This window comes from Pseudoalteromonas lipolytica (assembly GCF_003515105.1).
In the GTDB taxonomy this organism is placed as follows: Bacteria; Pseudomonadota; Gammaproteobacteria; order Enterobacterales; family Alteromonadaceae; genus Pseudoalteromonas; species Pseudoalteromonas lipolytica.
On the sequence record NZ_CP032090.1, the window covers coordinates 551,303 to 574,475 of the forward strand.

Consider the following 23,173-nt stretch of genomic DNA (forward strand, 5'->3'; position numbering starts at 1 on the left):
TCTTTTTATCTTAATTGAAAGACAATTACAAAAGTTAACAGGTAATCAAAATTGCAGCATGTCCGCAATAATATATACAACTAACACAGTTCAATCTTGGTGTAATAGATGTATTTAATTTACAGGATAAGTATTAAATAATATTACTGCCTTGCTCAGGATCGCGAGACTGATCGGCTTGTTCACGAATATCATCTGCATCACTACTTATATCATCCAAGCTATGGTCGTCGAGAGTGTTTGATGTTTGTGGGGGCGAAGTGGTGTGATGACTGGTGTGCTCGGCATCGGTATTTAAAATAATTCGTTCGCGAGCATCATCTGGCATACTAATTTTTTCTGCTAAATAGGTGTTTACTAACATTCGCATTAGCTGAGATGCTACTTTAACCGTGCTATGTTCACTGCTGTTTACCCAAAAATAAATGGTTAAATTAAGCGTGGCAGATCCAAGCGATTCAATGAGAACCTGACTGGGGGGATCATTAATAACGGCAGGGTTTTGACTTACGACTTGCATGGCTAATTGCTGAGCATAGCGAATGTCATTATCGTAGCCAATGCCTACTGTAAAATGGCCGCGCATTTTGGGGTTCGCAGTAAGGTTTTTAATGACATTTTTATAGACGGTAGCATTCGGTATTTGAATATGATTACCATCAAAATCCACCAAAGTAGTGGCGCGAGCTGTGACTTTTTTTACTACCCCTAAGCGGCCATCTACTTCTATTACATCGTCAATCCGAAACGGTCGCTGTACGCTGAGTAGCATACTCGAGATAAAATTTTCGGCGATATCACGAAATGCGAAGCCAAGGATCAAGCCCACCAATCCTGTACCACTCATGATAGCGACGGCAAAACTGGTTAGCCCTGCAAGACGTAAAAATAAGTACACCCCAAACAAAATAATAACGATGCTAAAAAAGCGCCGTGTAACGACATGTAAAAGCTTACTTTCACTCACAAAACCCAGTGGTTTAATCAGTACATATGACAAAGGGCGAGCCAGTAAGTAGCAAATAATAATGGCGACAATACCGAGTGTGAGAGCCGGTAACATTTGCCAAGCAGTGTGTAAAAACTGCGTAACTTGTGAGTTTAAATCGTACCACGTAAGGCTTTCAATTGGCGTCGACGTCGTGGTTGATAGTATGGGTGTGATTAAATTAGTTACTTGATTAGTAAGATATAAATAAAAATTCATTGCACCACTCCATGGATTATAGCCGGGCAGTTATAAGCGTAGCTCAATGCAAGTTAGACGCCATTATTAGTGGCAAGTAGTTTGCAACGACACCTTAAGCTAAGTAGAAAGTGAGGAAGAATATGTCTCATGGCAATCGCGGTTTTCAGGCTCGCTCGCCGCTGGAAATTCCATTACGGGGTTGGTGGGATATAAGCAAACGGGTATATCATAATTTATCACAAGATAATTTATCGTTTGTTGCGGCAGGTGTCGCATTTTATGCACTGCTAGCAATCTTTCCTGCACTGGCTGCCATTGTGTCTATTTATGCCTATTTTGCTTCACCAACGGACATTCATGAGCAGTTATCTAAAGTGATTGCAATTTTACCTGCCAGTAGTCGCGATATTATTTTACTGCAAGTGAGTGAAGTGACGCAGCAATCGCAAAAAGTCTTGAGTATGAGTGCTATAGGCACTTTATTGTTAACAGTCTGGAGTAGCAGTAAGGGCTGCCAAGCGCTGATCACGGCCTGTAATATTACATACCATCAGCATAACAAACGGCAATTTTTTGTGGCGTTACTGGTCCGTTTTTTATTTTCGTTGGGTGCTATAATCGTCGCTCTCGTGGCGTTATTAATTATTGGTATTTTACCTATTGTGCTTAACCTGGTTGGCCTAACAGAGCTAATAGATTTAATGATCACGCTGATAACTTGGCCGCTGCTGGCAATCATTTTTAACGGTGCATTGGCATTTTTATACCGCTACGCACCTCATCGAAACCCCGCTAAGTGGCGTTGGATCACACCGGGTTCAATGCTCGCGACTGTATTATGGATCGGGGCATCGGTTGGTTTTTCATTTTATGTCTCGCAATTTGCACGTTATAACGAAACCTATGGCTCTTTAGGGGGCGTGGTTATTATGCTGATGTGGCTTTATATCAGTGCTTATATCATTATTTTTGGGGCGGCAATTAATGCCAGTGCTGAACAGCAAACGGTCATTGATAGTACTGTCGGCCCCGAAAAAGAAGTCGGAGAGCGCGGAGCAACCGTAGCAGATACATTGATGACACAGCAGACTAAACATTCTTCTGAATAGAACGATTGGCGCTAATTTTACGCATGGTTGTTAGTTAAATTGGCGTCTACAATCATTTCATATAATTTACGGGAGTAACGTTATGAAAGTGATTCAACAATTAAATAGCCATGCCACTCAAGATGGTGATGGTGTCAATATTAGCCGTATCCCAGGCTTTGATGGAAAATACTTAGATCCATTTTTAATGATCGATGAGCTTAAGTCTGACGATCACAGTGATTTTATGGGGGGCTTTCCTGCACACCCTCATCGTGGCATTGAAACCTTCACTTATATTATTAAAGGAGGGTTTGAGCACCAAGATCAAATGGGTAACAAAAAAGCGATTCGTGCAGGTGATGTGCAATGGATGAGTACTGGCTTTGGTGTGATCCACAGTGAAATGCCGTTAGCAGATGCAAAAGAAGGCATGCATGGATTCCAAATCTGGTTAAATATGCCAAGTGCAGAAAAGCTCAGAGCACCGCGTTACCAAGATACAACAGAAGCCCCCGCACCGGTGACTCGTAATGATCAAGGGGTTGAGTTAAAAGCGCTTGCAGGTAGTTGGCAGTTTGCCAGTGAAGAGCAGGTTTCAAGCTTACAAGATTTAGCCGCTAATGGCATGTTAGCTGATGTGACTTTGCCTGCCGGCACTGAATTTAAACACGCGCCTCTTAAGCAAACTAAAGTGATGTTGTATATACACACGGGAGAAATTAATACTGAACAGGGAGGGCCTGTTAAAGCGGGGAGCTTGTTAATTTTAGAGCCTGGCAGTGACATTGAATTTAATTCGCAAACGGGGGCGGGTGTCTTGGTGCTTGCGGGCGAACCACTAAAGCAGCCGATTGCTCATATGGGACCTTTTGTTATGACGACGCAAGCAGAGTTACATCAGGCTGTACGAGATTATCAACAAGGTAAATTTGGCACACTCTAGGAGGTTATCGTGGGATTACTTGTAAACGGCCAATGGCAAGATAAATGGTACGACACAGACAACAACCAAGGTGAATTTAAGCGTGAATCAGCGCAGTTGCGTAACTGGGTAACGGCTGATGGTAGCAAAGGGGCAAGTGGCGATGGGGGATTCAAGGCTGAGAAAGGTCGGTATCACTTGTATGTTTCATTAGCGTGCCCATGGGCTCATCGCACGCTGATTTTTCGCCATTTAAAAGGCCTTGAAGACTACATTAGTGTCTCGGTTGTGAGTCCTGACATGCTAGAGCATGGGTGGACATTCGATAAAGATAATCACAGCACAGGTGATGCTTTATTTGATAGCGACTATATGCATCAAATTTATACACGTAACAAAGCTGATTATTCTGGCAGAGTGACGGTACCTGTACTTTGGGATAAACAGACCCAGCGCATTGTCAGTAATGAGTCTGCAGAGATTATTCGGATGTTTAATAGTGCATTCAATGAACTTACTAACAATGAACGCGATTTTTACCCTGCAGCGCTACGTACTGAAATTGATGAAATAAACGAGTTTGTTTATCACAATATCAATAACGGTGTGTACCGTGCAGGCTTTGCAACAACGCAAGAAGCGTACACCGAAGCGTTTGATGATTTGTTTGCCGCTCTTGATAAAATAGAACAGCGTTTGACTCATAATCGCTACTTAGTGGGCGACACACTCACAGAGGCTGATTGGCGTTTATTCACGACCTTAATTCGCTTTGACAGTGTTTATGTGGGTCATTTTAAATGTAATTTACGCACCATCGAAAGTTACCCTGCAATTAGTCATTATTTACGCGAGTTATACCAAATTGAAAAGGTGAGTGAGACGGTCGATTTTTACCACATAAAACGTCACTATTACTTCAGCCATACGATGATAAATCCGACGCAAGTGGTGCCAAAAGGACCCGATATAGACTATGGCCGAGCGCACAATCGTGACCAATTATAGTACTCAGAGTAGCAGCTCATGTGAGCTGCTACTGATACCCTTTCATTACGTCGCGAATAGTGTCGATACCAAACATGACTTTTTGAATAAACGACTCAGCGCTTTTTACGAGATTAAAATGCGGGTGCTGTGACCATACTGCTTGTAATTTATCATCTAGCAAAATTGCTTGCTGGTCAGACTCGTTACGAACAGGGTTGTTACTGTGGATACTTTGCCCTGACTTGGCCGCGGTTTCAAAAAAAATCACAGCATCATATTGATTAAGTTCAGTGTGAAGATCGGTCCCTAAGCATTGAAAAAACTCCGCCTGATCACCTGGCCAATATGCGAGACCATCTAAGCTACCACGATCGCACAGCATTAAACGATCAGGGTGTATAGTACGTTGAATATGTTCAAGGTGTTTCTGTAAGCTGAAGATAGCTTGCTGGTGAGCTTTTACAAGGTGAGGGGCATTACCCCGTTCTATTCCGCCGCCAAATAACATGGTTGCCGATTCAGGCACTACCACAATTTGTTTCGAGAACTCGCGTCGTAATAAGTCGATTGCTGTTGTTTTACCGCCACCGGGGCCACCGGTTAATACAATCCGTTTTTTCAATTAGGTTATCCTGTTAACACGCAAAACTTATTTACACGGTAAAGAAAAGACTAACAAATGAGAAGTAAAAAGCGTATTTTTTGTGATAAAGATCACAACAGTCGTAACAGCCAGCTAAATTGACTGAGTTGTTTAAGCTTTCCATGCTGATGATCATCATTTTTTAAAGCCCCATAACCTACACCCGCCGAAAAGGCACTCGCAAGCCCGACTTTAGTAACGGCGAATCGCTTTAAGCGATAATTAAATGCTTGGTGATGTTGGCGTTTCAATTCATCGAGTAAATCCATTTGCTGGCTTAAGTTATTAACCTTTTTCTGCGGTTTTTTTATGAAGTAATCAATAAACATCATTTTTCCTTATTGAGGTTTAGTAACTGTCGAATACTTGTTATGGTTTTATCAAAGCCAATTTTGCTGCTGATATAACCAATATTTTTCCACAGCCAAATTAAGCAAAGTATTTGCATGGTAAACAGCGACACCGCTGACAGCCAAATTGATTCACTTAGACTAAATATAGCAAGACCGATGGATGCTAATAGTCCAGCCCAAAGTAACACCAATCCCCCAGCAAAACAGACGATCAATATTATGGTGAGTGCCAGTGAACGCATTGACAAACGCCATTCAGCAGCAGCTAAATCTTTGCAGATCCCCATTTGTTGACGGTAATCAACGTAAAGCTGTTTAGTGTAGTCAGTGAGTTTGGCAAGATGATCTTGCCACTGATCAGCATGGAGTTGCTGATCAGTGGTTTCTTGCGTTTTCTCATCAGTAGGGTGAGAGTGCGACATAATCGTTACTTATTACGACGGATTAGTGCGCTCACTAGCATACCTGCTGCAAATGCAATACCTGCTGTCGCTAATGGGTTTTCAGATGCTAGTTGACGTGTTTTGCCGCTGTATTCATTTATTTTTTCACGCGCAACCGCTTGTTTTTCAGACAATGTTTTTGCCGAATTAGTAGCTCCCTCTCGAACACTGTGTTCAGCGCTTGCTGCACGTGATGATAGAGCATCAACGGCATGATGCGCTGCTTCGGTTGCTTTTTCAGTAAATGGCGCCTCTACTTGAGCCGCTTTCGTATCTGCACTGCTTGTGGTGCTTGAATTCGATTTGTTTGTTGCGGTAGTCATAATCATTCCTTAAAAATTGCCATTAAATTGGTAAGTACACTGTCGCAACCTTCGTACCAACAAATAATATTATTTAATATCAGGTTGTTATGAAATTAATGGCTCATATAAGTCGGTATTACCCGTAACTATTGCAGGGTTATTGCGTAAAAATTACCGAATTCGATTTTATTCTACTAATTTGTAATTATTCATTGGTCATTCATTAGCCATTTTTACCCAATAGCTTGCCAAGAAAACTGCAAAAAAGATTTTTTTCTTTGTTTCCCACTTTTTCCCACGTAATTCAGTAGCTTTGCTTGAAGCCTTATTTTTTCTGGCTTTACAAGCAAGTTATGATGATCTGCTTACTTGACAAAATAGCTTGTCAAGCCCTAAACTGGAGCACTGTGGTAAAAAGTGGTTTTTAGTGGATCAAATTGGATCAGTAATAATCGTTAACGATTTACAACCTAATTTTAAGGCAAGCTATGTTTCGGGGTGCGAGCTCTCTGAGTTTGGATGATAAAGGACGCTTTGCGGTACCGACTAAGTACCGAGATGCGATCTTGTCTGAAGATCAGGGCACCGTTATTTGCACCGTAGCACTTAATGAGCCTTGTTTGTGGTTATATCCGTTGGCTGAGTGGCTTGAAATTGAATCGCGGTTATTAAAAATTTCTAATATGAATCCACGTGCACGCCGAATGCAACGTATGTTGCTTGGTAACGCTACAGAGTATCAACTCGATAAAAATGGCCGAATTTTGCTTGCACCGTCTTTACGTGCACATGCTGAACTTGGAAAAAAAATCATGTTGGTTGGCTTGATGAATAAGTTTGAGATTTGGGATGAAGATCGTTGGCATGAACAAATGCGCCAAGATACTGAGATAGAACGCCTAGGCGATTTTGAGGCGAATCCCGAATTCGATAATTTCTCACTCTAACCACAAATAAAAAAGGCAAAAAATAGCTAATGACAGCGCAATTTGAACATGTCTCTGTACTGATGGAAGAAACCATAAATGCTTTGGACATAAAGCCCGAAGGTATTTACATGGATGGCACATTTGGTCGCGGTGGACACTCAGGACAAATTTTAGCGCGTCTAAATGATCACGGTCGCTTACAAGCAATCGACCAAGATCCGCAAGCTATTAAAGCTGCCGAAAAATTTGCTGATGATGCCCGTTTTTCAATTGCTCATACCCGTTTTTCTAATTTAAAAACGGTGGCGGAAGACAATGACTTAATTGGTAAAGTCGATGGCATTTTATTAGACATTGGTGTGTCATCACCTCAACTAGACGATGCAGAACGCGGTTTTAGTTTCATGAAAGATGGCCCGCTTGATATGCGCATGGACCCAACCAGTGGTCGCAGTGCTGCACAGTGGTTAGCCGAAGCGGAACTTGAAGACATTACCCATGTGATCAAAACCTTTGGTGAAGAAAAATTTGGTCGTCGTATTGCTCATAAAATTATTGAAACTCGCGAGCACACACCGATTACGAGTACCAAACAATTGGCTGATTTAGTTGATCAAGCCGTGCCAGTAAAAGATAAACATAAGCACCCTGCAACACGCACCTTTCAGGCGATTCGAATTTATATCAACAGTGAGCTCGAAGAAATTCAAACGGCGCTTCAAGCTGCTGTTGAAGTATTAAAGCCGGGTGGACGGCTGGTGGTTATTTCGTTCCACTCACTCGAAGATCGTATTGTTAAGCAGTTTATTAAGAAACAGAGTAAGGGAGAGGCGATACCCAGAGGTCTGCCTTTAACAGATGCACAAATAAATAAAAACCTGACGTTAAAAGCAGTGGGTAAAGCCATTAAGCCGAGCAAGGAAGAAATTGAATTAAATCCTCGTTCGCGCAGCTCGGTGCTAAGGGTTGCACAGAGGTTGTAATGAAAGCAAAAGCGACACATCGCCAACCAAATTTATTTTTAGAGATTTTCAAAGGCCTAGGAGCTAATAAGCTGACCTTGGCCTTGTTGGTTGTGATTCTCGCATCGAGCTTGAGTGTCGTGCAGGTAACTCACTTAGCTCGTCAACAGTTAATAGAACAAGATAAGTTATTGCAAGAGCGTGATGAACTAGACCTTGAATGGCGCTACTTGTTGGTAGAAGAAGAGTTTTATTCACAGCATGCACGTATCGAAGAAGTTGCAACCATGCAATTAGAAATGAAACGGCCAACCAGCCAAGACGAAAAGGTGGTAATACTGCAATGATAAGCAGAAGGAAAAAGCCAACTAATACCTTGATCACATGGCGCTTTATGCTGGTGTGCTCGGTTGTATTTTTAGTCTTTATGACGCTGGTAGCGCGTGCCGCATTTTTGCAAGTAATTGAACCAGACAAAGCGCGTTCAGAAAGTGATAAACGCACAGTACGTGTTGAAAAACAACATGTACAACGCGGTATGATCTTTGATCGCAATGGCAAAGAGCTGGCGGTAAGTGTGCCTGTGGTTAGTGTGTATGCAGACCCCAAAGCATTGCATAAATCGTTGGTCAGCAAAGTGCTTCGCCAAGCGCGTAAAAATGGTGAAGATCAAAATGCACTGGCAGAGAACACCGCAGAATTAAATAGACGCATTGCCGCTTATTACAGCAATGATATTCGTTGGCGTGAGCTGGCGGATGTACTGCGTATTGAGCCAACTAAAATCAATGCGCGCCTGCGCGATAATCCGAAACGCCGATTTGTATATTTAAAGCGTCAGGTAACGCCTGCGGTTGCTAATTATATTGGTGATTTACGTTTGCCTGGTATTCATTTACTCGACGAATCAAAACGTTATTATCCTGCTGGCGAAGTGACTGCGCACGTGATTGGTTTTACGAATATCGACGGTCATGGAATCGAAGGAATCGAAAAACTATACGAACAACAACTAACCGGTGTTGAAGGCCAGCGTACTATTCGTAAAGATGCCCAAGGCCGCGAAGTTGAAGTACTTGATGAGCGTGAGCGTGTAGAACCAGAGAATATCCATTTAAGTATTGATCAACGTATTCAAGCCATTGCTTATAAAGCGGTGAAGTCAGCCGTATTATCTTACAAAGCAACATCGGGCTCGGCTATGGTCGTAGATGTAAAAACCGGTGAAGTACTGGCAATGGTTAATAGCCCTTCATTCAACCCGAATAATTTATCAGACGCAGCACCACACAAACGCCGTAACCGTGCCATTACCGATTTGTTTGAACCGGGTTCGACTGTTAAGCCACTAGCCATTTTGGCTGGTTTAGACTACGGCTCAATCCAACCGGATGAAATTATTGATACTTACCCAGGCTGGATGCGCGTTGGCGGGAGCTTAGTACAAGACACGCGTAATCACGGCGAAATGAGCTTAAGAGAAATCTTAAAGTACTCAAGTAATATGGGTGTGACGAAGGTCAGCCAAACCGTACCGAAAGACTATTTTGTGGGCCTTTATGAAAAAGTTGGCTTTGGCAGTGACAGCGGCACCGGAATGGTCGGTGAAAGTAGTGGCTTATTTTATCCACACCGTCGTTGGTCTGATCACGAAATTGCCGCTTTATCGTTTGGTTATAACTTAGCGGTAAGCACGGCACAAATGGCGCGTTTTTATGCCATGTTAGGGTCGGGTGGCGTTATGCGTCCTTTGACTGTGCTGAAGCAAGATTCAATTCCTGAAGGCGAGCGTGTTTTTCAACAAAAGGATGTTGAAGCCGTTGTTCACATGATGGAAAGTGTATTTGAAAAAGGCGGTACGGCACAAAAAGTTCACGTAGATGGCTACCGTGCAGCGGGTAAAACAGGGACCTCTAAAAAGGCCGCTGTGGGTGGTTATGGTGACGAATATGTCGGTTATTTTGCAGGTATAGCGCCAGCCAGCAATCCTCGTTTAGCTGTTGTGGTAATGATAAATGAACCGGGTGGAGATGTTTATTATGGCGGAGCGACGGCAGGTCCTGCATTTGCAGAGATTGTCTCCAATGCCTTAAGAATTTTAAACGTCGCACCGGACAAAGATGCGGTTGCGTACGTGGAAGGCAAAGATAACGATGCGTGATTTAAAACCCATTCTTAATCATATTGACGTGGAGGCTAATTCTTTATTAGTCAATCAACTGCGTCTAGATAGTCGCGATGTTCATCCCGGTGATGTATTTGTGGCAATTAAAGGCCATCAGCTTGATGGCGGCCAGTTTATAAAGAAAGCCATTGAAAGTGGTGCGGTTGCTGTGATTGCTGATCGCTTATGTGAGTTTGAAAGTCATTTCGAACCACTTTACTTAGTGTCTGATTTAGCTAAAAAGCTGCCAGCACTCGCTGCTGCATTCTACCAACAGCCCTCTGCTGAGTTAGATTTAGTGGGCGTAACAGGCACCAATGGCAAATCAACAACGACGGCAATGATCGCGCATTTAGCGCAGCAATGCCATAAATCTGCAGCGGTTATTGGTACGCTGGGTTATGGTCACCCTGAACAGCTAACACCCTTAGCCAATACCACTCCATCAAGTGTTGATTTACAACGTATTTTATCTGAACTACGTGATCAACACATGAATGTGGTTGCAATGGAAGTTTCATCGCATGGTCTGGTGCAACAGCGCGTTGATCATTGTCAGTTTAAAGCCGCCGTTTTTACCAATTTGTCGCGTGATCACTTAGATTATCATGGCACAATGGATGCGTATGGCGATGCCAAATTGATGTTGCTGCGTGATCATAATCCAGAAACTGTTGTGCTTAATCAAGACGATGCACAAGTCGAACAGTGGTTAGAAAAGTACGACTTCAATAACCTAATTTGTTATGGCCATAAAAATTTAGCACCGAAAGGCGCACGCTATGTCTATTTTAGCGATGTCGTTTATAGCAACACCGGTATTTCGGCAACGTTCGAAACAAGCTGGGGTCACGCTGAGGTGCAATCTGCATTATTTGGTGAATTTAACCTCTATAACCTAGCAGCAGCAATGGCCACGCTATTAGGTATGGGTTACCCGCTTTCACAGTTAGTAGACGCATGTAAATCATTGCAACCGGTTGCTGGGCGCATGCAAGCGTTTAGCGCACCGGGTCAACCAACTTGTATTGTTGACTATGCACATACACCAGATGCACTTGCACTGGCATTGCAGGCTTTACAAAAGCATGTCCCCGGGGGCGTGAGCTGTGTGTTTGGCTGTGGCGGTGACCGCGATAAAGGCAAGCGTCCAATGATGGCAAAAGCGGCTGAAGGTAATGCTGATCGTATTATCGTCACCAGCGATAACCCACGCAGTGAAGACCCAAATGCAATTATTGCTGACGTGGTCGCAGGACTTGAGCACCCAGAGCGCGCGCACTGCGAAGCAGACCGTGCTCGTGCAATTAGTTATGCAATAGAGCAAGCAAATGCCGATGATGTGATTCTTATTGCAGGCAAAGGCCATGAAGACTATCAAATTATTGGCGATCAGCGTATCGACTTCTGCGACCGCCAATATGTACAACAACAACTAAAAGAAAAATCGCAAGGGGCGCAGTTATGATCCCGATGGATTTTGATTGGCTAGCACAGGTTCTAGCAACCGATTACCGCGGTGGTAATCACAAAGTGAAAAATATAAATACCGACACACGCACACTGTGCGAGGGTGAAGTATTTTTAGCATTACAAGGGCCTAACTTTGATGGCCATAAATTTGTAGCGCAAGCAAAAGAAAAAGGGGCGATTGCAGCCATTGTTGCGCGCCCTGTTAACGTTGATATTGTGCAGTTTGTTGTCGCAGATACTCGCATTGCGCTGGGTCATATTGGGGCGGCGGTGATGGCAGAAGTCTCACCAAAAACCATCGCAATAACAGGCAGTGTTGGTAAAACGACCGTAAAAGAAATGTGTGCAGCAATTCTGTCAGGCCACGGTGAAGTGCTCTCGACTAAAGGCAACTTTAATAACGATATTGGTGTGCCGCTAACATTGTTGTGCCTTGAGCCTCAGCATGAATATGCCGTGATTGAATTGGGTGCTAATCATATTGGTGAGATTGCTTACACTGTTGCCATGACAAAACCAGATGTGGCTGTTGTGTGTAATGTTGCCGCGTCGCACTTAGAAGGTTTTGGCTCGTTACAAGGCGTAGCGACAGCGAAGGGTGAAATTTACGATGGCTTAAAACCGGATGGGGTTGCCATTGTTAATTGTGATAGCGACTTTGCTGATTATTGGTTAGATAAACTGACTCACCGAACAGTAAAGCGTTTTTCTACCACACAACAGTTAGATTATTGGGCTGAAGATATAGTGCTTGATGAACAAGCGCGCGCTTCATTTATGCTGTGTACAACAGAGCACAAAGTCCCTGTAACGCTTGCTTTGCCTGGTAAGCACAATATTGCTAATGCGCTTATCGCTACCGCGTTAACCACTGAATTAGGTGTGAGTTTAGACAGTATTGCAACTGCGCTTGCATCCATGGGCGAAGTAAAGGGACGTGTTAACGTACTGAAAGTATCAGATAAGCTAACGGTAATTGATGATACTTACAACGCAAATGTGCAGTCAGTTAAAGCAGCCATTGATTTATTGAGCGATATGCCCGGACGCCGTATTTTCGCCTTGGGTGATATGGGCGAACTTGGTGAAGAAGCACGTTTTTATCACCAACAAGTGGGTGAGTATGCTCAGCAAAAGGGCATTGATGAACTTTACAGCCTTGGCGTATTGAGTAAGTCGGCCAGTGATGTTTTTGAAAAGCCAAATCGTCATTTCTCAAGCCGTGAGCAATTATTACAACAATTACAAAGTGTGCTCGCTGAATCTCAGCAAAAGACCACCATTGTAGTGAAAGGATCGCGAAGTTCTCGTATGGAACTTGTGGTAGCAGATTTAGTTAACAGCCAGCAAGATGGCAACAATGGGGTAACGTCATGTTAGTGTGGTTGGCAGAGTATTTAACACAGTATTACAGCGGCTTTAATGTGTTTTCATACCTGACGCTGCGAGCGATTTTAGGTATTTTAACCGCCTTACTTATTTCACTTTATTATGGCCCTAAGCTTATTCGCGGTTTACAAAAAATGCAGATTGGTCAAGTGGTTCGCCATGATGGTCCGGAATCTCATCTGTCTAAAAAAGGCACGCCTACTATGGGCGGAATTTTGATTCTTGGTGCGATTTTTACCAGTACGCTGTTGTGGGCTGATTTATCAAATAAATATGTGTGGGCAACGTTATTTGTTGTGGGATCATTAGGCGTAGTGGGCTTTATTGATGACTACCGTAAAGTAATTCGTAAAGACCCCAAAGGTCTCATCGCTAAGTGGAAGTACTTTTGGCAGTCAGTGATCGCCTTAGTTGTGGCAAGCGCACTTTATTTTACTGCGCAGCAAGGCACTGAAACATCGTTAGTAGTGCCGTTTTTTAAAGATGTACTGCCACAACTTGGCTTGTTTTATATCGTCATGACTTACTTTGTTATTGTCGGCACATCTAACGCGGTAAACCTTACGGATGGGCTTGACGGTTTAGCAATTGTTCCGACTATTTTAGTCGCGTCGGCTCTGGCCATTATTGCTTATTTAACGGGTAACGTGAATTTCTCTAGCTACTTACATATTCCTCATTTACCGCTGGCAAGCGAACTGGTTGTAGTGTGCACTGCGATTGTGGGGGCAGGGCTTGGTTTCTTATGGTTTAACACTTACCCAGCACAAGTATTTATGGGCGATGTGGGCTCGCTTGCGCTTGGCGGCGCACTGGGCATTATTGCGGTATTAGTTCGCCAAGAATTAGTGCTCATTATTATGGGCGGTGTGTTTGTGATGGAAGCTTTATCGGTAATTTTACAAGTCGGTTCATATAAGTTACGTGGGCAGCGCATTTTTAGAATGGCGCCTATTCATCACCATTATGAGTTAAAGGGATGGCCAGAACCACGTGTGATTGTGCGCTTTTGGATTATTTCGATTGTGCTCGTGCTTGCGGGCCTTGCGACATTGAAGATCAGGTAAATGACAGTAATTAACGAGATTAAAAATAAACACATAACAGTGCTCGGACTCGGTGTAACCGGTCTGGGCATTGTGCGTTTTTTATTGTCTCAGAATATTCAGCCAAAGGTTGTGGATAGCCGAGAGCAGCCGCCAGGTGCTGATTGGCTAGCTGAGCATTCGAGTGAGCTGGTTACCCACTTTGGTGATTTAGATAATGCAGCGCTTAGCAATACCGACATCATTATTATCAGCCCTGGGCTTAGTTTAACAACGCCAGCAGTCGCAAAAGCAATGGCTGCGGGGGTAGAAGTGATTGGCGATGTTGAGCTCTTCGCGCGCTCAACAGATAAGCCTATTGTGGCAGTGACGGGGTCAAACGGAAAATCAACCGTGGTGACGCTGGCATTTGAGGTACTCAAAGCTGCGGGTTATAAAGTGGGCCTTGGCGGCAATATAGGCACGGCTGTACTTGATTTATTAGCGCATGACTACGATGTTTTTGTGCTTGAGTTATCAAGTTTTCAGCTTGATACCACCCAGAGCTTAAAAGCACACAGTGCGTGTGTACTCAATGTGAGTGAAGATCATTTAGATCGCTACCCAAGCTATCAAGCTTATATCGACTCGAAGCAACGTATCTATAATGGCGCAGCGCTTTGTGTTGTGAATGCCATTGATGCGGCAACACACACTGCAAAGCAGCCGCAGTTAAGCTTTGCACTTCGTAATGCCGATTACTCTTTAGTTGATCAACAGGGTGAACAATATTTTGCAGCACAAGGTAAGCCTCTGTTACCTGTAAGCAGCTTAAATGTTGTGGGTTCGCATAATCAACAAAATGCATTGGCAGTGATGGCGTTATTAAGCCCATTTGAAATCACAGCCGAGCACTATCTGCAAGCATTTAGTGCCTTTACTGGACTTGCGCACCGGTGTCAGTTTGTCGCTGAAATTAGTGGTGTAAAGTATTTTAATGACTCAAAAGCAACGAATGTTGGCGCGACTATCGCCGCAATTGAAAGCCTAGCCGATCAAGCAAAGCAATTAGTTGTTATTGCCGGTGGCGATGCGAAGGGGGCTGATTTAGATGCCCTAAAACCGTATTTGAACGACAAAGTAAAAGCCTTGGTCTGCTTTGGTAAAGATGCAAAAGCATTAGTGGCGCTTTCAGATAAAGGCCACCTTACTAACAACATGCATGAAGCAGTGCTACTTGCAAAACAGCTGAGTGATCAGGGCGATATCGTATTACTTGCCCCCGCTTGTGCCAGCATAGATATGTATAACAACTATATGCAGCGTGGGGATGACTTTACCCAGTGCGTATTGGCGGAGGCAGTATGATTGCATTTGCTGATATTCGTGACGCGCTTACACCTAAACAATCTGCACAACTTTATGATGTGCCGTTGATGTATTGCATGTTGATGTTGATTGGGGTTGGCTTTGTGATGGTGACCAGTGCATCGATGCCCACCGCTGAGCGTTTATTTGATAATCCTTATCACATCATTATTCGCCATAGCATGTTCTTAATTATGGGCTTTTTTCTATTCTGGATAGCCACCAATGTCCCAATGGATTGGTGGAAACGCAGTAACCCTTATTTACTCTTGCTGGGCTTAGCTTTACTGGTACTGGTATTGATAGTTGGTCGTGAGGTCAATGGTGCAAAGCGCTGGATACCAGTGGGACCCATTGGTTTTCAGGTAGCAGAAGCCGCTAAGCTGTATTTTTTTAGTTATATTGCTGGCTATTTAGTGCGTAAGCGCGCAGAAGTACAAGAAAACCTGAAAGGCTTCTTTAAGCCGTTAGCCGTGTTTGGTGTGTATGCTTTATTGATATTGATGCAGCCTGACTTAGGCACCGTAGTGGTTCTGTTTGTTACGACGGTGGGCTTGCTCTTTCTAGCGGGTGCAAAACTATGGCAATTCTTTGGTCTTATATTAACGGGGATTGCTGCGGTAGTCGTGCTGATTATTGCTGAACCTTATCGTATGGCACGTGTTACAGGCTTTCTTGAACCTTGGGAAGACCCGTTCGGAAAAGGTTACCAATTAGTACAGTCGCTAATGGCATACAGTCAAGGTGGCTGGTTTGGCCAAGGCTTAGGTAATAGTGTGCAAAAGCTACAGTACCTTCCCGAAGCACACAATGACTTTATCTTCGCTGTTATAGGTGAAGAGTTAGGGTTTTTTGGGGTGTTAAGTATTTTAGTGGTGCTTGCAATATTTGTTTTTAGAGCCTTGCTTATTGGTCAAAAAGCGTTGAAGTGCGGTAAAGAGTATGAAGGTTATTTTGCCTTTGCGATTGGTATTTGGTTTGCCTTTCAAACCATGGTAAATGTCGGCGCAAGTGCGGGGATCTTACCGACCAAAGGCTTAACCTTGCCGTTTATTTCGTACGGTGGTTCTAGTTTATTAATTATGACCATCGCAACAGGTGTACTTTTGCGAATTGATTTTGAAACCAAAATGGCGACAAAGCAAGCTACCTCACGCGGAGGCAAACGATGAGTAAAAAATTACTTGTAGTTGCTGGTGGCACCGGTGGGCATATTTTCCCTGGCATTGCGGTTGCAGATTTTTTAAAGCAGCAAGGTTGGCAGGTAAGCTGGATTGGAACACCCGATAGAATGGAAGCCAATGTTGTGCCCAAACACAATATTGAAATTGACTTTATTAACGTAAAAGGTGTGCGCGGTAATGGTATAAAGCGCTTGATTAAAGCCCCTTTTATGGTGATAAATGCCATTTTGCAGGCGCGTAAAATTTTAAAAGCGCAAAAGCCTGATGTCGTACTCGCCATGGGCGGCTATGTGACAGGCCCAACAGGAATTGCCGCAAAAAGCTTAGGGATCCCTCTGGTTATTCATGAACAGAATGCAGTGGCAGGTATGAGTAACCGTTGGTTAGCAAAGTGTGCGAATAAGGTTTTGGCTGCTTTTCCTTCGGCTTTTGCTAAAGGGCAGTGTGAAATCGTTGGTAACCCAGTGCGCGCTAGTGTTGCGACGGTAACGGCTAAGCAAACGCAAACGCCGATTAATGTGCTAGTGGTTGGTGGTTCGCTGGGGGCGCAAGTATTGAATCAGACTTTACCGGCTGTATTCAGTGAGCTTTCAGCGCAAACAACGCTTAATATATGGCACCAAACGGGTAAAAATAATGAACCTAATGTCACCGCGAGCTATCAACAGTTAGGGTTAGCTGATTTTAGCAAAGTGACTGAATTTATTGATGATATGGATAGCGCTTATCAATGGGCCGATTTGGTAATTTGCCGTGCTGGTGCATTGACAGTAAGTGAAATCGCTGCGGCGGGTCGAATGGCTCTATTTGTGCCGTTTCCACATGCAGTGGATGACCATCAAACGGCTAATGCAGGGTATTTAGTCGCCGCGCAAGCCGCTTTGCTGATGCCGCAAAGTGAGTTTACAAAAGGTGCGGTTGTGAATGTGTTATCACCTTACTTAAACGCACCAGAAAAAATTTCAACTATGGCAAGTAAAGCGAAACAGCTTGCCATTTTAGATGCCACAGCCAATGTTGCGAAGTGCTGTGAGCAGCTAGCAAATAGAAGAGATAAGTAGTGAAAGAAAGCACGATGAAAGAAAACAGCACTCGTCCTGCGATGCGTCGAATTGACACCATCCACTTTATTGGTATTGGTGGCGCAGGGATGGGTGGCATTGCCGAAGTACTTGCTTTTGAAGGCTACCGTATTACCGGCTCAGATATCGCACACAGTGCCATGACAGAACGCTTGATTCATGTCGGCGCAGAAGTGTTTATCGGGCATGATGAAAATAATGTCAAAGATGCCAGCGTGGTCGTGGTATCAAGTGCGATTAACGATCAAAACCCAGAAATTAAAGCAGCAAAAGCGGCGCGTATTCCGATTGTTCGCCGTGCAGAGATGCTTGCAGAATTAATGCGCTTTCGTCATGGCATTGCCGTGGCTGGAACACATGGTAAAACCACGACGACAAGTTTAATTGCGAGCATTTATGCACAAGCAGGGCTTGATCCCACTTTTATTATTGGCGGCTTGCTAAACAGTGCGGGTAGTAATGCAAAGGTTGGGAAAAGTGATTTTTTAATTGCCGAAGCCGATGAGAGTGATGCGTCGTTTTTACACTTACAGCCGATGGTGTCGGTGATCACAAATATCGAAGAAGATCATATGGATACCTATGGTGGCAGTTTTGAGAAAATGAAAGACACCTATGTCGACTTTATTCATAACTTGCCATTTTACGGTTTAGCGGTTGTTTGCATAGATTCTGAGGTGGCTGCAGAGCTTATTCCTCGTTTTGGTCGCCCAGTGATCACCTACGGTGAATCGGCCGATGCTGATTACCGCATGGTTGATTTTAGCCAGACAGCCAATACCTGTTCATTCAATGTAGTGAATAAACACGGTGAAAGCTTAGCTGTTAGCTTGAATATGCCAGGCAAGCACAATGCATTAAATGCAACCGCTGCGATTGCGGTGGCAAAAGATCAAAATATTGCAAATAATGCAATTTTAGAAGCGCTGGTAAAATTTGAAGGTGTAGGCCGTCGTTTTCAACATTACGGCACATTTGAAAATGAACGCGGTAATGTGATGTTAGTCGATGATTATGGGCATCACCCATCTGAAGTGGCCGCAACCATTGCTGCTGTACGTGAAGGCTGGCCAGATAAACGGTTAGTCATGGTATACCAACCGCATCGTTATAGCCGTACTCGAGATTTATACGAAGATTTCGTTAAAGTACTTGCCGATGTCGATCAGTTATTACTGCTTGATGTTTATGCTGCAGGTGAAGAGCCCATAGTCGGTGCTGACAGTAAGAGTTTATGTCGTAGTTTACGCCAACGCGGCAAAGAGCCATTGCATGTAGCAAGCAGTGCAGAGCTTGCAGGTGTGCTTGCTGATGTAATGCAAGATAATGATTTAGTTTTAACGCAAGGCGCTGGTAACATAGGCCAATTAGTGAAAAAGTTAGCAGCAAGCAACTTGTCTATTGAACAACTTAAGCAGGTAAATGTATGAGCCAGACAAGCGACAAATTTGGCAAAGTAGCAGTTCTTTTTGGCGGTACATCAGCTGAACGAGAAGTCTCGCTTAAATCGGGCCAAGCCGTATTGAACGCATTGCAGAGTGTTGGCGTTGATGCCATCGCATTTGATCCTAAAGAACAGCCTCTTTGGCAATTAAAAGAGCGCAATATTGAACGAGTATTTATCGCACTTCATGGCCGAGGCGGTGAAGATGGTACGATTCAAGGTGCGCTTGAATTTATGGGACTTCCTTATACTGGCAGTGATGTATTGGGCTCTGCATTGGCTATGGATAAAGTGCGTTGTAAGCATTTATTTAAAGCAATGGGTTTAAGCACAGCACCTTACACCGTTGTTGATAGCCGCCATGAGTTTGATAGCCAAGCAATCATAAATGAATTTGGTAAGGTGATGGTTAAGCCATCACATGAAGGGTCAAGCATTGGTATGGCTGAAGCGCATACGGCTGAGCAGTTAGATGCCGCTTTAAATGCGGCCTTTAAATTTGACAGCCAAGTACTCGTAGAGCAATGGATTACGGGTCGTGAATTTACCGTTGCTGTTTTAGGTCAAGATGTTCAGCCTGTTATTGAAATGACAACACCGAATGGTTTTTACGACTATCAGGCTAAGTATCAATCAAATACCACGCAGTACCATTGCCCTGCAGATTTATCTCAGCAAGAAACACAATTATTGCAAGATATGGCTCTTAAAGCCTTTGATTTGGTTGGCGCGAGTGGCTGGGGGCGTGTTGATGCAATGCGTGATGAACAGGGGAATTTTTACTTATTAGAAGTGAATACAGTCCCAGGCATGACCGAAAAGTCGTTGGTGCCAATGGCGGCTAAAGCCAATGGTGCAAGTTTTGAACAATTAGTTGTTCGCATTCTGGAGCAAACACTTTAATATGCATCCTTTTTTGAAGAAAGCGCAACAGTTAAAACAGCAACTTAATTGGTCGCTGATTTTTGGTGTGAGCTTTTTTCTGGTGGTCATTTTTTCTTTAGTAAAGATTACCACAGGGGTGTCTGATTGGTTGGTTGAAAACAAAGATGCGCAAATTAAGCATTTATCAGTGCTTGGACAGCCTCAATACACTGATGAAAAAGCAATTATTAGTGCGATAAAAAAAGCCGACTTATCGAGTTTTTTTGAATTGGATGTCAAACATGTGCAACGCTTGGTACAAAGTCTGCCATGGGTCGCAACGGCATCGGTAAGAAAACAGTGGCCAGATACCTTACAAGTGTATGTGGTTGAGCACCAAGCGGTAGCCCATTGGAACAGTGATTTACTCTTGAATCAATCAGGGGAAGTGTTCCAAGCAAGTAGTGATAAATTACCTGATACGCTACCGCAGCTATATGGCCCTGAAGGCAGTGAAATAGAAGCTTGGACGGCTTTTCGTCAGTTTCAAGCAATGCTAAGGGTGAATGATTTAGAGCTGACAAGTTTAGCGCTCTCTGAGCGTTTTTCGTGGCAGTTATGGCTTGATAACGGCATACGCCTGAATTTAGGCCGCAAAGAAAAAGCGAAGCGTGTACAACGTTTTATTGACGTTTATCCGCGCATGGAACAACGTGCAGATGCACAAATTGATGTTGTTGATTTACGGTACGATACCGGTCTTGCAGTGAGCTGGAAGCCACTTCAAGAAGAACAATTAGAAAATAAGAGTAAGGCATGACTAAGTCAGCAGAAAGAAACCTAGTGATTGGATTAGACGTTGGCACCTCAAAAGTAGTGGCCACCGTTGGTGAAATCACCGCAGATAATAAGCTCAGTATTGTGGGGGTAGGCAGCCAGGTATCGCATGGTATGGATAAAGGTGGCGTAAACGACCTTAACCTTGTTTCTGAATCGATTCGTCGTGCTATTGACGAAGCAGAACTGATGGCCGATTGCCGCATTAGTTCAGTGTACTTAGGTATTTCTGGTAAGCATATTCAGTGTCAGAATGAAAGCGGTGTGGTTGCTATTAACAACACCGAGGTGACAGATGAAGACATTGAAAATGTGATTCATATTGCGCGTTCAGTGCCAATTTCGGCAGAGCGCAAAATGCTGCATGCATTACCGCAAGAATACAGCATTGATATGCAAGAAGGCATTAAAAACCCATTGGGTATGAGTGGCGTGAGAATGGAAGCGCGAGCCCACATTATTACTTGCTCAAACGACATGGCAAAAAATATTGAAAAATGTGTAGAGCGATGTGGTCTTGAAGTGGACCAACTTATCTTTACTGCATTAGCGTCATGTTATTCCGTACTGACTGATGATGAAAAAGAGTTAGGGGTAGCGGTGCTGGATATTGGTGGCGGTACAATGGATATCACCATTTATATTAATGGTGCGCTTCGTCACTCAGCCGTTATTCCTGTTGCGGGTAATCAAGTAACGGGTGATATTGCAAAAATATTTAGAACACCTATATCACATGCAGAGTCACTCAAAGTACAATATGCCTGTGCAAGCAGCCAAATGGCGAGCAACGAAGACACGATTGAAGTGCCAAGTGTGGGTGGGCGACCTGCGCGTATTATGTCTCGTCATACCTTATCTGAGGTTGTTGAGCCGCGTTTTAGAGAATTATTTGAGCTGGCTATGGAAGAAATACGCCGCTCAGGTTTAGAAGACCAAATTGCTGCGGGTCTCGTCATCACTGGCGGAACAGCAAAAATGACAGGGGCAATGGAAGTGGCAGAAGACATTTTCCAAATGCCAGTCAGAATTGGCAAACCAATCGGGATTGTTGGTTTGACAGATTATGTGGATGATCCTTCGTACGCGACCGCGGTTGGTTTGTTACAATACGGCCGTACTATGCAATCGATGAATGCACAAAAATCGAAAGCTGAAGGTGATAATAATTGGTGGAACCGTATTACGAAGTGGTTCCAAGGTGAGTTTTAAAGCTCAAGTCGGAGAGTAAAGATGTTTGATATGATGGAACAGCACAGCGAAGAAGCTGTCATTAAAGTAATTGGTGTGGGCGGCGGCGGCGGTAACGCTGTTGAACACATGGTAAAACAACAAATTGAAGGTGTACGTTTTATTGCGGCAAATACGGATGCACAAGCATTACGTAATTCATCTGCCGATGTAACCGTGCAACTAGGTACACAGATCACCTCTGGTTTAGGTGCGGGTGCAAACCCTGAAGTAGGCCGTAATTCAGCAGAAGAAGACGCTGAAACTATCCGTGCTAGCCTTGAAGGCGCTGACATGGTCTTTATCGCAGCCGGTATGGGTGGCGGTACAGGTACGGGGGCTGCGCCTGTGGTTGCAAAAATTGCAAAAGAGTTAGGGATCTTAACGGTTGCAGTGGTTACTCGTCCGTTTGATTTTGAAGGTAAAAAGCGTGCTGCAGCGGCTGAACAAGGCATTAATGAATTGTCAGAAATTGTAGACTCTCTTATTACAATTCCGAACAATAAATTGCTTAAAGTTTTAGGCAAAGGGACTACACTATTAGATGCCTTCGCAAAAGCAAATGACGTGTTATTTGGTGCTGTTCAAGGCATTGCAGAATTAATCACACGCTCAGGTCTAATCAACGTGGATTTCGCCGACGTACGTACTGTAATGTCAGCGATGGGAACTGCGATGATGGGCACAGCGTCAGCATCTGGCCCAGACCGTGCACAAGAAGCAGCAGAAGCCGCTATTTCAAGTCCATTACTTGAAGATGTTGATTTAACAGGTGCTAAAGGCATTCTTGTTAATATCACTGCGGGCATGGATATTGCGATTGAAGAATTTGAAATTGTGGGTAACCACGTTAAAGCATTAGCGTCTGAAAATGCAACCGTGGTTGTTGGTGCGGTAATTGACCCAGAAATGAGCGACGAGTTACGTGTAACTGTTGTTGCAACAGGTTTAGGGGGCGATCGTCGTCCACAGTTTGGCATCGTTGATAATGGCTTTAAGAAAGCATCAGGCTCTGATGTACAAAGCTCAATGAACCAAACGACTAGCAGCATGTATGTACCAAGCTTTGCAAGTCAAGGCAGCAGTGATGATGTGAGCATGTCAGCTACATCTGAAAAGCAAGAGCCTGTAAAGCAAAGCACAACAAGCAGCTCTGTCTCGTCAAAGACAGCTGAGAGCAATAAAAAGTCTGATAAATCAGAGGGTGGCGATTATTTTGACATCCCCGCTTTCTTAAGAAAGCAAGCTGACTAAGACTTTCTACTGATAATTTGTTCGATAAATAA

General features: G+C 43.8%; 23 protein-coding genes. 18 read left to right on the top strand and 5 right to left on the bottom strand.

Features of this window, described 5'->3' with window-relative positions; all coding sequences use genetic code 11:
* Positions 1–133: 133 nt before the first annotated feature.
* Positions 134–1,207, bottom strand: a complete 1,074-nt coding sequence (locus tag D0907_RS02605; protein ID WP_036971234.1) for a mechanosensitive ion channel family protein — start codon at positions 1,205–1,207, stop codon at positions 134–136.
* A 122-nt stretch (positions 1,208–1,329) separates the two neighbouring features.
* Between D0907_RS02605 and D0907_RS02610 the strand changes: the two genes are divergently transcribed.
* From D0907_RS02610 to D0907_RS02620, 3 genes are all read left to right on the top strand, one after another.
* Positions 1,330–2,298, top strand: coding sequence for a YihY/virulence factor BrkB family protein (locus D0907_RS02610; RefSeq protein ID WP_075594467.1), 969 nt, complete (start codon positions 1,330–1,332; stop codon positions 2,296–2,298).
* An 82-nt stretch (positions 2,299–2,380) separates the two neighbouring features.
* Complete coding sequence (locus D0907_RS02615) at positions 2,381–3,223, top strand: pirin family protein (protein ID WP_036971229.1); 843 nt, start codon at positions 2,381–2,383, stop codon at positions 3,221–3,223.
* A gap of 9 nt (positions 3,224–3,232) precedes the next feature.
* A complete protein-coding gene (locus tag D0907_RS02620; RefSeq protein ID WP_065978171.1) occupies positions 3,233–4,210 on the top strand; it encodes a glutathione S-transferase family protein in 978 nt (325 codons plus the stop codon).
* 28 nt (positions 4,211–4,238) lie between these two features.
* On the opposite strand, the gene D0907_RS02625 is transcribed toward D0907_RS02620, so the two are convergent.
* The 4 genes from D0907_RS02625 to D0907_RS02640 all read right to left on the bottom strand — a co-directional run bounded on the left by D0907_RS02625 (position 4,239) and on the right by D0907_RS02640 (position 5,954).
* The gene (locus D0907_RS02625) at positions 4,239–4,814 is read right to left on the bottom strand and encodes an AAA family ATPase (protein ID WP_075594466.1); all 576 of its coding nucleotides are present in this window, start codon (positions 4,812–4,814) and stop codon (positions 4,239–4,241) included.
* 92 nt (positions 4,815–4,906) lie between these two features.
* Complete coding sequence (locus tag D0907_RS02630) at positions 4,907–5,167, bottom strand: hypothetical protein (protein ID WP_371915648.1); 261 nt, start codon at positions 5,165–5,167, stop codon at positions 4,907–4,909.
* Positions 5,164–5,610, bottom strand: coding sequence for a hypothetical protein (locus tag D0907_RS02635; RefSeq protein ID WP_075594465.1), 447 nt, complete (start codon positions 5,608–5,610; stop codon positions 5,164–5,166). Before D0907_RS02635 ends, D0907_RS02630 begins: the two co-directional genes overlap by 4 nt.
* 5 nt (positions 5,611–5,615) lie before the next feature.
* Positions 5,616–5,954 (bottom strand): DUF883 domain-containing protein, encoded by a 339-nt coding sequence (locus D0907_RS02640; RefSeq protein WP_074988822.1) that lies wholly within the window; start codon positions 5,952–5,954, stop codon positions 5,616–5,618.
* 470 nt (positions 5,955–6,424) lie between these two features.
* On the opposite strand from D0907_RS02640, the gene mraZ reads away from it, so the two are divergent.
* The 15 genes from mraZ to ftsZ are packed head-to-tail and all read left to right on the top strand — an operon-like array spanning position 6,425 to position 23,141.
* The gene (mraZ, locus tag D0907_RS02645) at positions 6,425–6,883 is read left to right on the top strand and encodes a division/cell wall cluster transcriptional repressor MraZ (protein WP_036971213.1); all 459 of its coding nucleotides are present in this window, start codon (positions 6,425–6,427) and stop codon (positions 6,881–6,883) included.
* 29 nt (positions 6,884–6,912) lie between these two features.
* The gene (rsmH, locus tag D0907_RS02650) at positions 6,913–7,848 is read left to right on the top strand and encodes a 16S rRNA (cytosine(1402)-N(4))-methyltransferase RsmH (protein WP_036971210.1); all 936 of its coding nucleotides are present in this window, start codon (positions 6,913–6,915) and stop codon (positions 7,846–7,848) included.
* Positions 7,848–8,174 (top strand): cell division protein FtsL, encoded by a 327-nt coding sequence (gene ftsL, locus D0907_RS02655; RefSeq protein WP_036971208.1) that lies wholly within the window; start codon positions 7,848–7,850, stop codon positions 8,172–8,174. Before rsmH ends, ftsL begins: the two co-directional genes overlap by 1 nt.
* Positions 8,171–9,988, top strand: coding sequence for a penicillin-binding transpeptidase domain-containing protein (locus tag D0907_RS02660; RefSeq protein WP_036971205.1), 1,818 nt, complete (start codon positions 8,171–8,173; stop codon positions 9,986–9,988). The genes ftsL and D0907_RS02660 overlap by 4 nt, the downstream gene beginning before the upstream one ends.
* Positions 9,981–11,459 (top strand): UDP-N-acetylmuramoyl-L-alanyl-D-glutamate--2,6-diaminopimelate ligase, encoded by a 1,479-nt coding sequence (gene murE / locus D0907_RS02665; protein WP_118843975.1) that lies wholly within the window; start codon positions 9,981–9,983, stop codon positions 11,457–11,459. Before D0907_RS02660 ends, murE begins: the two co-directional genes overlap by 8 nt.
* Complete coding sequence (locus D0907_RS02670) at positions 11,456–12,844, top strand: UDP-N-acetylmuramoyl-tripeptide--D-alanyl-D-alanine ligase (protein ID WP_118843976.1); 1,389 nt, start codon at positions 11,456–11,458, stop codon at positions 12,842–12,844. Before murE ends, D0907_RS02670 begins: the two co-directional genes overlap by 4 nt.
* Positions 12,838–13,920, top strand: coding sequence for a phospho-N-acetylmuramoyl-pentapeptide-transferase (mraY, locus tag D0907_RS02675; RefSeq protein ID WP_036971198.1), 1,083 nt, complete (start codon positions 12,838–12,840; stop codon positions 13,918–13,920). The genes D0907_RS02670 and mraY overlap by 7 nt, the downstream gene beginning before the upstream one ends.
* Positions 13,921–15,246, top strand: a complete 1,326-nt coding sequence (gene murD, locus D0907_RS02680) for a UDP-N-acetylmuramoyl-L-alanine--D-glutamate ligase (protein WP_118843977.1) — start codon at positions 13,921–13,923, stop codon at positions 15,244–15,246.
* Positions 15,243–16,418 carry a cell division protein FtsW gene (gene ftsW / locus D0907_RS02685; RefSeq protein ID WP_036971195.1) on the top strand — a complete coding sequence of 392 codons (1,176 nt, stop codon included), beginning with the start codon at positions 15,243–15,245 and terminating at the stop codon, positions 16,416–16,418. The genes murD and ftsW overlap by 4 nt, the downstream gene beginning before the upstream one ends.
* Complete coding sequence (gene murG / locus D0907_RS02690) at positions 16,415–17,491, top strand: undecaprenyldiphospho-muramoylpentapeptide beta-N-acetylglucosaminyltransferase (RefSeq protein WP_118843978.1); 1,077 nt, start codon at positions 16,415–16,417, stop codon at positions 17,489–17,491. The genes ftsW and murG overlap by 4 nt, the downstream gene beginning before the upstream one ends.
* Positions 17,492–17,505: 14 nt before the next feature.
* On the top strand, positions 17,506–18,942 hold the full coding sequence (gene murC, locus D0907_RS02695) for a UDP-N-acetylmuramate--L-alanine ligase (protein ID WP_206770699.1): 1,437 nt from the start codon (positions 17,506–17,508) through the stop codon (positions 18,940–18,942).
* Positions 18,939–19,859: a D-alanine--D-alanine ligase gene (locus tag D0907_RS02700; protein WP_074988827.1), complete on the top strand. Its 921-nt coding sequence runs from the start codon at positions 18,939–18,941 to the stop codon at positions 19,857–19,859. Before murC ends, D0907_RS02700 begins: the two co-directional genes overlap by 4 nt.
* 1 nt (position 19,860) lies before the next feature.
* Complete coding sequence (locus tag D0907_RS02705) at positions 19,861–20,640, top strand: cell division protein FtsQ/DivIB (RefSeq protein ID WP_065978161.1); 780 nt, start codon at positions 19,861–19,863, stop codon at positions 20,638–20,640.
* Complete coding sequence (gene ftsA, locus D0907_RS02710; protein WP_036971185.1) at positions 20,637–21,869, top strand: cell division protein FtsA; 1,233 nt, start codon at positions 20,637–20,639, stop codon at positions 21,867–21,869. The genes D0907_RS02705 and ftsA overlap by 4 nt, the downstream gene beginning before the upstream one ends.
* A 21-nt stretch (positions 21,870–21,890) precedes the next feature.
* The gene (ftsZ, locus tag D0907_RS02715; protein ID WP_036971183.1) at positions 21,891–23,141 is read left to right on the top strand and encodes a cell division protein FtsZ; all 1,251 of its coding nucleotides are present in this window, start codon (positions 21,891–21,893) and stop codon (positions 23,139–23,141) included.
* Positions 23,142–23,173 lie beyond the last annotated feature (32 nt).

Bases quoted from the DNA above. Each gene is read 5' to 3' on its own strand.
- D0907_RS02605 (WP_036971234.1), bottom strand. From the start codon at position 1,207: ATGAATTTTTATTTATATCTTACTAATCAAGTAACTAATTTAATCACA.
- D0907_RS02635 (WP_075594465.1), bottom strand. From the start codon at position 5,610: ATGTCGCACTCTCACCCTACTGATGAGAAAACGCAAGAAACCACTGAT.
- D0907_RS02660 (WP_036971205.1), top strand. From the start codon at position 8,171: ATGATAAGCAGAAGGAAAAAGCCAACTAATACCTTGATCACATGGCGC.
- D0907_RS02670 (WP_118843976.1), top strand. From the start codon at position 11,456: ATGATCCCGATGGATTTTGATTGGCTAGCACAGGTTCTAGCAACCGAT.
- D0907_RS02705 (WP_065978161.1), top strand. From the start codon at position 19,861: ATGCATCCTTTTTTGAAGAAAGCGCAACAGTTAAAACAGCAACTTAAT.
- D0907_RS02700 (WP_074988827.1), top strand. From the start codon at position 18,939: ATGAGCCAGACAAGCGACAAATTTGGCAAAGTAGCAGTTCTTTTTGGC.
- ftsL (WP_036971208.1), top strand. From the start codon at position 7,848: ATGAAAGCAAAAGCGACACATCGCCAACCAAATTTATTTTTAGAGATT.
- ftsA (WP_036971185.1), top strand. From the start codon at position 20,637: ATGACTAAGTCAGCAGAAAGAAACCTAGTGATTGGATTAGACGTTGGC.
- D0907_RS02610 (WP_075594467.1), top strand. From the start codon at position 1,330: ATGTCTCATGGCAATCGCGGTTTTCAGGCTCGCTCGCCGCTGGAAATT.
- ftsZ (WP_036971183.1), top strand. From the start codon at position 21,891: ATGTTTGATATGATGGAACAGCACAGCGAAGAAGCTGTCATTAAAGTA.
- mraZ (WP_036971213.1), top strand. From the start codon at position 6,425: ATGTTTCGGGGTGCGAGCTCTCTGAGTTTGGATGATAAAGGACGCTTT.
- mraY (WP_036971198.1), top strand. From the start codon at position 12,838: ATGTTAGTGTGGTTGGCAGAGTATTTAACACAGTATTACAGCGGCTTT.
- murD (WP_118843977.1), top strand. From the start codon at position 13,921: ATGACAGTAATTAACGAGATTAAAAATAAACACATAACAGTGCTCGGA.
- D0907_RS02615 (WP_036971229.1), top strand. From the start codon at position 2,381: ATGAAAGTGATTCAACAATTAAATAGCCATGCCACTCAAGATGGTGAT.
- rsmH (WP_036971210.1), top strand. From the start codon at position 6,913: ATGACAGCGCAATTTGAACATGTCTCTGTACTGATGGAAGAAACCATA.
- ftsW (WP_036971195.1), top strand. From the start codon at position 15,243: ATGATTGCATTTGCTGATATTCGTGACGCGCTTACACCTAAACAATCT.
- D0907_RS02630 (WP_371915648.1), bottom strand. From the start codon at position 5,167: ATGATGTTTATTGATTACTTCATAAAAAAACCGCAGAAAAAGGTTAAT.
- murC (WP_206770699.1), top strand. From the start codon at position 17,506: ATGAAAGAAAACAGCACTCGTCCTGCGATGCGTCGAATTGACACCATC.
- murE (WP_118843975.1), top strand. From the start codon at position 9,981: ATGCGTGATTTAAAACCCATTCTTAATCATATTGACGTGGAGGCTAAT.
- murG (WP_118843978.1), top strand. From the start codon at position 16,415: ATGAGTAAAAAATTACTTGTAGTTGCTGGTGGCACCGGTGGGCATATT.
- D0907_RS02640 (WP_074988822.1), bottom strand. From the start codon at position 5,954: ATGACTACCGCAACAAACAAATCGAATTCAAGCACCACAAGCAGTGCA.